Annotated in this window: 9 protein-coding genes; 6 read left to right on the forward strand and 3 right to left on the reverse strand. The window is 70.0% G+C overall.

What is annotated here, in order from left to right; all coding sequences use genetic code 11:
- Window positions 1-359: DUF721 domain-containing protein (locus tag FV228_RS12790; protein WP_147854973.1), on the reverse strand; the 359-nt coding region annotated here is incomplete at its 3' end.
- A gap of 126 nt (window positions 360-485) precedes the next feature.
- Between FV228_RS12790 and mutY the strand changes: the two genes are divergently transcribed.
- Window positions 486-1,826, forward strand: coding sequence for an A/G-specific adenine glycosylase (mutY, locus tag FV228_RS12795; protein WP_147854966.1), 1,341 nt, complete (start codon window positions 486-488; stop codon window positions 1,824-1,826).
- Window positions 1,827-1,954: 128 nt separating this feature from the next.
- Here mutY and FV228_RS12800 read toward each other — a convergent pair whose 3' ends face one another.
- Complete coding sequence (locus FV228_RS12800) at window positions 1,955-3,145, reverse strand: site-specific DNA-methyltransferase (protein WP_281406490.1); 1,191 nt, start codon at window positions 3,143-3,145, stop codon at window positions 1,955-1,957.
- A 613-nt stretch (window positions 3,146-3,758) separates the two neighbouring features.
- On the opposite strand from FV228_RS12800, the gene FV228_RS12805 reads away from it, so the two are divergent.
- The 5 genes from FV228_RS12805 (at window position 3,759) to FV228_RS12825 (ending at window position 8,289) form a co-directional block, all read left to right on the forward strand.
- Window positions 3,759-4,070: a septal ring lytic transglycosylase RlpA family protein gene (locus tag FV228_RS12805; RefSeq protein WP_246693897.1), complete on the forward strand. Its 312-nt coding sequence runs from the start codon at window positions 3,759-3,761 to the stop codon at window positions 4,068-4,070.
- 119 nt (window positions 4,071-4,189) lie between these two features.
- Window positions 4,190-4,504 carry a polyhydroxyalkanoic acid system family protein gene (locus FV228_RS12810; RefSeq protein WP_147854969.1) on the forward strand — a complete coding sequence of 105 codons (315 nt, stop codon included), beginning with the start codon at window positions 4,190-4,192 and terminating at the stop codon, window positions 4,502-4,504.
- Window positions 4,505-4,584: 80 nt separating this feature from the next.
- A complete protein-coding gene (locus tag FV228_RS12815; protein WP_147854970.1) occupies window positions 4,585-4,821 on the forward strand; it encodes a hypothetical protein in 237 nt (78 codons plus the stop codon).
- Between the two features lie 71 nt (window positions 4,822-4,892).
- Complete coding sequence (locus FV228_RS12820) at window positions 4,893-6,695, forward strand: ATP-binding cassette domain-containing protein (protein ID WP_147854971.1); 1,803 nt, start codon at window positions 4,893-4,895, stop codon at window positions 6,693-6,695.
- A gap of 103 nt (window positions 6,696-6,798) precedes the next feature.
- The gene (locus FV228_RS12825; RefSeq protein WP_147854972.1) at window positions 6,799-8,289 is read left to right on the forward strand and encodes a carboxypeptidase M32; all 1,491 of its coding nucleotides are present in this window, start codon (window positions 6,799-6,801) and stop codon (window positions 8,287-8,289) included.
- A 341-nt stretch (window positions 8,290-8,630) separates the two neighbouring features.
- Here FV228_RS12825 and FV228_RS12830 read toward each other — a convergent pair whose 3' ends face one another.
- Complete coding sequence (locus FV228_RS12830) at window positions 8,631-9,062, reverse strand: hypothetical protein (RefSeq protein WP_246693896.1); 432 nt, start codon at window positions 9,060-9,062, stop codon at window positions 8,631-8,633.
- Between the last annotated feature and the right edge of the window lie 91 nt (window positions 9,063-9,153).

Below are 9,153 nucleotides of genomic sequence, written 5' to 3' on the forward strand. Positions count from 1 at the left end.
GCAGCAGGACCGGGCCGGCCGCCGCGGCCGACCCGGTCCTGCTGCAGCACGAGGCGCGAGACGCAGGCCCAGCCGTAATGCGCGTTGATGCGCTGGATCACCACGGGCGCGAGATGCTGGAGCTCGATCGCGAAGACGCCCTCGACCCGGACCACGAGCGTGCCGGATTCCGGCGCGTCGGCCTCCTTGCGGCGGCGCTTGGGCCATTCGAGCTTCGAGGGCCGGCAATAGCGTGCCAGCCGCTCGCCCACGATCTCCGGCCAGGCCGCCAGGATATCGGTCGACGCGAAGCCCTGCGCCGCGAAGGCGGGCCCGATGCAGCTCTCGATCAGCTCGGCCAGCGGTTTGACGCGCGCCATGGTGCTCTGGGCCTCGCCCCCGATGAATCGCATCACGGTAGCGCAGCTTCGTTTAAGAAGGGAGCACCGCCCCGGCGTCGGGCGGGCCTATGATCGCCCGGCCCCTCCGGGTATGCAGCCTGGCCCATGCCGACCTGTTCAGCCACGGATTCCGGGTCCGCTTCCGGACCACGCGCCGACGACCTGCTCGCCTGGTACGACCGGCACCGGCGGGTCCTGCCGTGGCGCGCGCTCGCCGGCGAGGTGCCCGATCCCTACCGGGTCTGGCTCTCCGAGGTGATGCTGCAGCAGACCACGATCGCGGCGGTGCGGCCGTATTTCGAGCGGTTCCTGACGCGCTTTCCGGATATCGACGCGCTGGCCGAAGCCCCCGAGGAGGCGGTGATGTCGGCCTGGGCCGGGCTCGGCTATTATTCCCGGGCCCGCAACCTCCACGCCTGCGCCAAGGCGGTCGCCGCTGCGGGCCGTTTCCCCGATACGGCCGAGGGCCTGCGCAAGCTCCCGGGCATCGGCGCCTACACGGCCGGAGCGATCGCCGCGATCGCGTTCGAGCGGGCGGAAGCCGCGGTCGACGGCAATGTCGAGCGGGTGCTGAGTCGCGTGTTCGCCGTGGAGGCGCCGCTGCCCGGCAGCCGCCCGGAGATCCGTCGGCTGACCCAGGCCCTGGTGCCGCACGACCGGCCGGGCGACTTCGCGCAGGCGCTCATGGATCTCGGCGCGACGATCTGCACGCCCAAGCGCCCCGCCTGCGCGCTCTGCCCGTGGATGCTGCCCTGCGAGGCCCGGGCACGCGGCACGCAGGACACGTTCCCGCGCAAGATCAAGGTCGCCAAGGGGGCGCTGCGCCGCGGCGCGGCCTTCGTGGCGATCCGCAGCGGCGACGAGGCGGTGCTGCTGCGGACGCGTCCGCCGGAGGGTCTGCTCGGCACCATGGCCGAGCCGCCCGGCAGCGCCTGGGAGCCGGATTACGACGTCGCCGCGGCCCTCCTGGACGCGCCGATCGACGCCCGCTGGAAGCGCCTGCCGGGCCTGGTGCGGCACGGATTCACGCATTTCCCGCTGGAGCTGACGGTGTTCTCTGCGCGGGTCGCGCTCTCGACCCCGACGCCGCCCGGCATGCGCTTCACCCCGCGCAGCGCGCTGGAGGACGAGCCGCTGCCCGGCCTGATGCGGAAGGTGCTGGCCCACGCCTTCGACCCGAAGCCGGAGCCCGAGAAGAAGCCGCGCGGCCGCCCGAAGAAGGAGCCACCGGCGATGCCGCTGCTCGCGGCCATGGAGGCGCCGATCTCGATGGAGGATCCGGAGCCGCGGCCGAGCGTGCGCGCGGTGCCCAAGCCGCGCCCAAAGCCGGCACCGGAGCCGCCGCCGGACATGGACGACTTTTTGGATGGCGAGCCTGAGGCAGTGCCGGTCCCGGTGCGCGCCCGGCCACCGACGCGTCGGCCGGGCGCGGCGCGGCGGCGTTGACCGGGTTCCCAAAGGGCTCAGCCTTTTGGTGGGGCTTGGGGCGAAGCCCCAAGGTGTTCGCAGGGCTCTGCCCTGCACCCGCCAAAGGGCTCGGCTCTTCGGGATCCCAGGTCCGATACGGGGAGGGCTCAGCCGTTCGCCATCGCCTGCCGCAGGCCGGCCCGGTAGCTGTCGATCACCAACGGCTTGCCCGAACGCTCGACGTGCCAGAAGGTCCAGCCGTTGCAGGCCGGAAGACCCTGGACCAGGGCGCCGATCTTGTGGATCGAGCCGATGACCAGGCCGTTATCGAGCTGGCCGTCCGGACGCACCGTGGCGCGGAAGCGGCGCCGCTCGTCGGTGACGATCTCGCCCGGGCGGATATGCCCGGCCTCGATCACCGAGAGGAACGGAACCCGCGGCTCGGCGCGCTTGGTCGGCGCCACCATGAGGGCCGCCTTCGACAGCGGCTGGACGGCGTCGATCCGCTCCATCGCGGCCTTCGCGTAGGTGGCCTCGCGCTCGATGCCGATGAAGCGGCGGCCGAGGCGCTTGGCGACGGCACCGGTGGTGCCGGTGCCGAAGAACGGGTCGAGCACCACGTCGCCGGGATTGGTCGCCGCCATCAGGGTGCGGGCGAGCAGGGCCTCGGGCTTCTGGGTCGGATGGACCTTGTGGCCCTCCGCATCCTTCAGCCGCTCCTCGCCTGTGCAGAGTGGAATGAACCAGTCCGAGCGCATCTGGAGGTCTTCGTTGCCTCCCTTCAGCGCGTCGTAATGAAAGGTGTAGCCCTTCGAATCCGCAGAGCGCGAGGCCCAGATCAGGGTCTCGTGGGCATTGGTGAAGCGCTTGCCGCGGAAGTTCGGCATCGGGTTGGCCTTGCGCCACACGATGTCGTTGAGGATCCAGTAACCGAGATCCTGCAACGCGCTCCCGACCCGGAAGATGTTGTGGTACGACCCGATCACCCAGAGGGTCGCGTTCGGCTTCATCACCCGGCGACAGGCGGCGAGCCATTCGCGGGTGAAGCTGTCGTAGGCCTCGAAGGTCGCGAACTTGTCCCAGTCGTCGTCGACCGCGTCGACACGGCTCTGGTCCGGACGCAGCAGGCCGGCGTCGCCGAGCTGCAGGTTGTAGGGTGGGTCGGCGAACACGCAGTCGACGCTCGAAGCCGGCAGCGCGTTCATGGCCGAGATGCAATCCCCGACCAGAACTTGGTCAAGGGGAAGGGAACGCTGGGCGGGTACGAGACCCATCCGTGGCGCCGATGCGGGCCGCCCGGCACGCGAGACCTGTTTCCGGGCGACGGCATCGGCAGCCACGGTACGCGGGGAAGCCATGGCAAACACCGGTTACGCGACTGACCGGCAGACCATGCGTCGGACACGGTAAAGGCCGGGTTTTCGAATTCGCCGGCCGCGCGTCCCGTTCTGGGGCTGCACTTTTTGCCTACCGCCCAGGCCGCCAGTCTTTCCGCAGAAAAAGCCACCCCTCGACGCGTGCCTAGAGGCGCGACGTCAGTTGCCGTGGCTCGGCTTTGCTGACGGAGTGCCGGCACCGAACCACCCATTCTTATGGCAGCACTCCGAACGACAATTGTCGGGTCCGGACGGCGTCCGCGTCCAGCTGAGCGGGATACAGGGTCACACCCCACGCAGGGCTTAGGAATTATAGCTGATCGTGGGATCGATGTGGCATCTCTTGCCAGCACTTGCCGATGACGGCGAACGACTGTCGTGTCTACAAATCGAAGACATTCCGGAAATATTGAGATACAAAACGGGATGTAATCTGCATGACCAGCTCAAAACTGGCTAAAATGTGACCCGCAGCATGCCCGAAAGGCCGCCTTATTCCGGTCGATTTCTGAAACGACTTGCGCCGCCCCGGAAACAACAAGGGAATACGGGAAGAATGACATCTGGTTTCGGTAAGTTCGTGGCCACCGTTGGAATGCTGTCTGCCATCGTCGGAACGACCCTCCCGGCTGCCGCCCAGAGCGGCGGGGCCTCCTGGTACGGGAGCGGCCATCGCACCGCGAACGGTGAGCGTTTCAACCCCAACGGACTGACCGCTGCCCATCGCAGCCTGCCGTTCGGAACCCGGGTCCGCGTGGAGAACCGCAGGACCGGCCGCACGGTGGTGGTGCGCATCAACGACCGCGGCCCATTCGTGCGCGGCCGGATCATCGATCTCTCGCGGGGCTCGGCGCGTGCCCTCGGCATGGGCGGCACGAGCTACGTCTCGCTTCAAGTCCTGAACTGAAGATCCGGCGTTGACGGCTTGCAGGACGAGCCTGTCCTGAAGCCCTGCGGCCTCCCGACGTTGTCTGCGGCATCGGGAGGCCCCATGTGCTGCGAAAGCAGTCCGGACCCAGCCGCCCCATGCCCAAACCCCTGATCGTCGACATCCCGCACGACCTCGGCCGCGACGAGGCCAAGCGGCGCCTCGAGCACGGCACCGACCAGGCGCGGGCCTTCCTGGCCAAGAGCGGCGTCAGCGTGGACCAGCTCGCCTGGACGGGCGACCGCCTGGATTTCGGGGTCTCGGCGATGACCCAGAAGATCGGCGGCACCATCGATGTCGGCCCCGAGAGCGTGCGCCTCGAGGTGAAGCTGCCGTTCCTGCTCGCCCTGTTCGCCGAGAAGATTCAGAAGGTGGCGAGCAAGGAGGGCAATCTCCTCCTCACCAAGAAGTAGCACGCCGGAACCGGAGCGGCAGGCCCTCGTTGCAGCCCGAACGGTGCAGCCCAGCACCGCGGGCCATCTGGAGGACAGCCGTGCCAGACTTCACCCTCGCCGATCCCGGCCAAGTGCCCGAGGTTCCGCCGCAGCCCACGCCGGTGCCGGACGCTCCCTACGAGCCGCCGCAGGCCCCGACGCAGCCGCCCGGTCCCGAGATCCCCGGGAACACCCCGGCCGAGGCGCCCGGCATTCAGCCGCCGGAGATCCCGGTGAACGATCCCGGCCCGCCGGAGATCAGCCCGCCCACCGGGCCGGCCAACCCGATCGCCTGAGCGCGTGTGCCGCCCCGCCCCGCGGGGCGGCACCGTTTGAACCGGAAGCCCGGCGCTGCCATAAGCCCGGCATGGCCGCTCCCCCGCTTCTGACCCTCCAGGATATCGCGCTGACCTTCGGCGGTACTCCGCTGATCAACCGCGCCGACCTCACGATCTCGCCCGGCGAGCGGACCTGCCTGGTCGGGCGGAACGGCTCGGGCAAGTCGACGCTGATGAAGATCGCCGCCGGCCTGGTCGAGCCGGACAACGGGCGGCTGTTCCTGCAGCCCGGGACCACGATCCGCTATCTGGCCCAGGAGCCGGACTTTTCGGGGTTCTCGACCACCCTCGACTTCGTCGAGGCCGGGTTGCCGCCGAACGAATCCACGTACCGGGCCAAGTACTTGCTGGAGAGCCTCGGCATGACCGGGGCGGAGGATCCGGGCAAGCTCTCGGGCGGCGAGGGGCGGCGCGCGGCGCTGGCCCAAGCGCTCGCGCCGGAGCCCGACGTGCTGCTGCTCGACGAGCCGACCAACCATCTCGACCTTCCGGCGATCGAGTGGCTCGAAGCGGAGCTGCGCGGAACCCGCGCCGCCATGGTCCTGATCAGCCACGACCGACGGTTTCTCTCCGCGTTGTCCCGGGCCACGATCTGGCTGGACCGCGGGGAAACGCGGAGGATCGAGCAGGGATTCTCGAATTTCGAGGCCTGGCGCGACGCGTTCTTCGAAGAGGAGGAGCGCGACCAGCACAAGCTCGACCGCAAGATCGTCGCCGAGGAGCATTGGCTGCGCTACGGCGTCACCGCGCGGCGCAAGCGAAACGTCCGCCGCCTCGGCAACCTGCACGAGCTTCGCCAGAATCGCCGCGAGGTCCGCCGCCCGGTGGGCAGCGTCAGCATGCAGGCCTCGGAGGCCGAATCTTCCGGCAGCCTCGTGGTGGAAGCCCGGGACATCGCGAAGGCCTACGGCGAGCGGACCATCGTGGACGGGCTGTCGCTGCGGGTGATGCGGGGCGACCGGCTCGGCATCGTCGGGGCCAACGGCGCCGGCAAGTCGACGCTGATTAACCTTCTGATGGGCCGGCTCGCCCCCGATTCGGGGCAGATCGTGCTGGGCACCAACCTGATGCCGGTGGTGCTCGATCAGGCGCGGGCGACGCTGGAGCCCGGGATGACCGTCACCGAGGTGCTCACCGGCGGCCGGGGCGACAGCGTCACGGTGAACGGCCAGAGCCGCCACGTCATCGGCTACCTCAAGGACTTCCTGTTCACCCCCGAGCAGGCCCGGACCCCGGTCTCTGTGCTGTCCGGCGGCGAGCGCAACCGGCTGTTGATCGCCCGCGCACTGGCGCAACCGGCCAACCTGCTGGTGCTGGACGAGCCGACCAACGACCTCGATCTCGAGACCCTGGACCTGCTCCAGGAGATGCTCGGCGACTACCAGGGCACGCTGATCCTGGTCAGCCACGACCGCGACTTCCTCGACCGGGTCGCCAGCAGCGTGCTGGTCTCGGAAGGGGCGGGCCGCTGGATGGAATATGCCGGCGGCTACAGCGACATGCTGGTCCAGCGCGGGCAGGGGGTCGAGGCCCGCACGGTCACGGCCAAGAAGGGGTCGCGCGAGCGCCAATCCGCCGCGCCGGCCCCGCAGGCCTCCGCCAAGCCGAAGCTCGGCTTCAAGGACCAGCACGAGTTGAAGACGCTCCCGGCCCGCATCGCGAAGCTGGAAGCGGCGATCGTCCAGCTCAAGACGGTCTTGGACGATGCCAACCTCTACGCCCGCGACCCGGCCCGGTTCGACAAGGCCACCGCCATGCTGGCCCAGGCCGAGACCGAGCTGTCGCAGGCGGAGGACCGCTGGCTGGAACTGGAGATGCTGCAGGCGGGGTGAGGCCCACACTTAACACCATCAAGGAATTATATCCTAATGATCGGTGCCTGCAGAGCGTATGCTGGCACGCGTCGATCAGGAACCGACCGGGACGGATGACCGCATGACCGCCTACCAGATCCTCGAACAGCGTTTCTCCCGCCTGGCGGCCCTGGAAGGGGCGGCCGGGATCCTCGGCTGGGATGCGCAGACGCTGATGCCCGACGGGGCGGCCGAGGCGCGGGGAGACCAGCTGGCGATCTTGCGCGGGCTGGCGCACGAGATCCTGACGGCGCCCGAGACGCGGGGAGAGATCGACGCGGCCGAGGCGGCGGGCGGGCTCGATCCGTGGCCGGCCGCCAACCTGCGGGAGATGCGGCGGACCCAGGCCCACGGCGCCGCCGTGCCCCGGGATCTGGTCGAGGCCAGCTCGCGGGCGGTGTCGCGGTCGGAGATGGTCTGGCGCGAGGCGCGGCGCGACGCCGACTTCGCCCGGTTGGCGCCCTACCTCGCCGAGGTGTTGCGGCTCCAGCGCGAGATCGGGCAGGCCAAGGGCGCGGCGCTCGGGCTCGATCCCTACGACGCGCTGCTCGACAGCTACGATCCCGGCATGCGCCGGGCGGTGATCGACCCGCTGTTTTCCGATCTCACGAGCTGGCTGCCGGACCTGATCGCCCGCGCCCGGGAAATCCAGGATTCCCGCCCGGCGCCGCTGCCCCTGGAAGGCCCGTTCGACGTGGGCACGCAGCGCGCCCTCGGCCTCAAGCTGATGAGCGCGCTCGGCTTCGATTTCACCCGCGGCCGGCTCGACATCAGCCTGCACCCGTTCTGCGGGGGCGCCACCGACGACGTGCGCATCACCACGCGCTACGACGAGGCCGATTTCGGCCGCGCCTTAATGGGCGTGCTGCACGAGACCGGCCACGCCCTCTACGAGCAGGGCCGCCCCGCCGCGTGGCGGCACCAGCCGGTGGGGGCTGCCCGGGGCATGAGCCTGCACGAGAGCCAGTCGCTCATCGTCGAGATGCAGGCCTGCCGCAGCCGGGAGTTCTTCACCTACCTGGCACCGCTGCTGCGGGAGGCGTTCGGCCGCTCCGGGCCGGAATGGTCGCCGGAGAACCTGCACGCGCTGAACACCCGGGTCCGGCCGGGCTTCATCCGGGTCGATGCCGACGAGGCGACCTACCCGGCCCATATCCTGCTGCGCTACCGGCTGGAGACTGCGATGATCGCGGGCGACCTCGCGGTGGCCGACTTGCCGGGCGCCTTCAACGACGGCCTGCGCGACCTCCTCGGCCTCACGGTTCCCGACGACCGCCTCGGCTGCCTGCAGGACATCCACTGGCCGAGCGGGGCGTTCGGCTACTTCCCGACCTACACGCTCGGCGCGCTCGCCGCGGCCCAGCTGTTCCGGGCGGCCCGCACGGCGGAGCCCGCCCTGCCGGGCTGCCTTGCCGAGGGCGACTTCGCACCGCTGCGCACTTGGCTGCGGGCCAACGTGCACGAAGTGGGCAGCCTCCTCGGAACGGATGATCTGCTGGTGCGGGCGACGGGGGCGCCGCTCGGGACGGCGGCGTTCCGGGCGCATCTGGAGGCACGGTATCTGCGGGGCTGAACTCTCCACCGCGGCAAGGGCCTGAACCCAACGAGCACCTTCTCCGCGAGGACAGCGCGCCTTCCTTAGGCGGACCGGGGCATTCAAGGGACGAAACGCCCCTGCTGCAGCAATTGAGGGTTCAAAAACCGCACGATCCCCCGCCTCGCCATCCCGGGGCCACGCAGGGGAGCCCGGGAACCATAACCGCCGACCCTTGAAGGACTTGCGCGGTCGGCGGCTCTGGATTTCGGGATCGCCTACGGCGCCCCGGCATGACGGAGAGATTTACTCCCCGCCGTTGTGGCGGCCGTCGCCAAGGGAGTTGCCGGACGGCCGCGCTCTTCGGTCAAAACCGCCCCCTACAGCTCCAAAACGTCCACCGCGTCCCCCAGCCGGTCCCGGGCGATCTCGGCGACGTGACGGTGGTGGGTGAACAGGATCGGCTGGACGCTGGCGCCGATCTCGGCCAGCGCGTCGAGGCCGTATCCGGTCCGGGCCTCGTCGAATGTCGAGAACAGATCGTCGCCGATGAAGGGGGCCGGCTCGGCGCGCCCGGCGTAATCCTCCAGGTAGGCGAGGCGCAGGGCGAGGTAGAGCTGGTCGCGGGTACCCTCGCTCATGCCCTCGATCCCGACCAACCCGCCGCCCGCGCGCTGTCCGGCGAGCTTCGGGGTGTCGGCCTCGTCGTAGGTCTGGGCCAGCCCCGCGAAGCCGCCGCCGGTGAGGGCGCGGAACAGGGCTCCGGCCCGGGCGACGAGCGGATCCTGCTGGCCGGCCCGGTGCCGGGCCACCGCCTGGCCGAGGGGTTTTAAAAAAAAACCGCCCCCCCCCCGAACCGGGCGGGGGGGTGGGGGGGGGGGGGGTGGTAAAAAAAAAGGGGGG

Origin of the sequence: Methylobacterium sp. WL18 (assembly GCF_008040015.1) — a bacterium.
GTDB classification, from domain to species: Bacteria; Pseudomonadota; Alphaproteobacteria; order Rhizobiales; family Beijerinckiaceae; genus Methylobacterium; species Methylobacterium mesophilicum.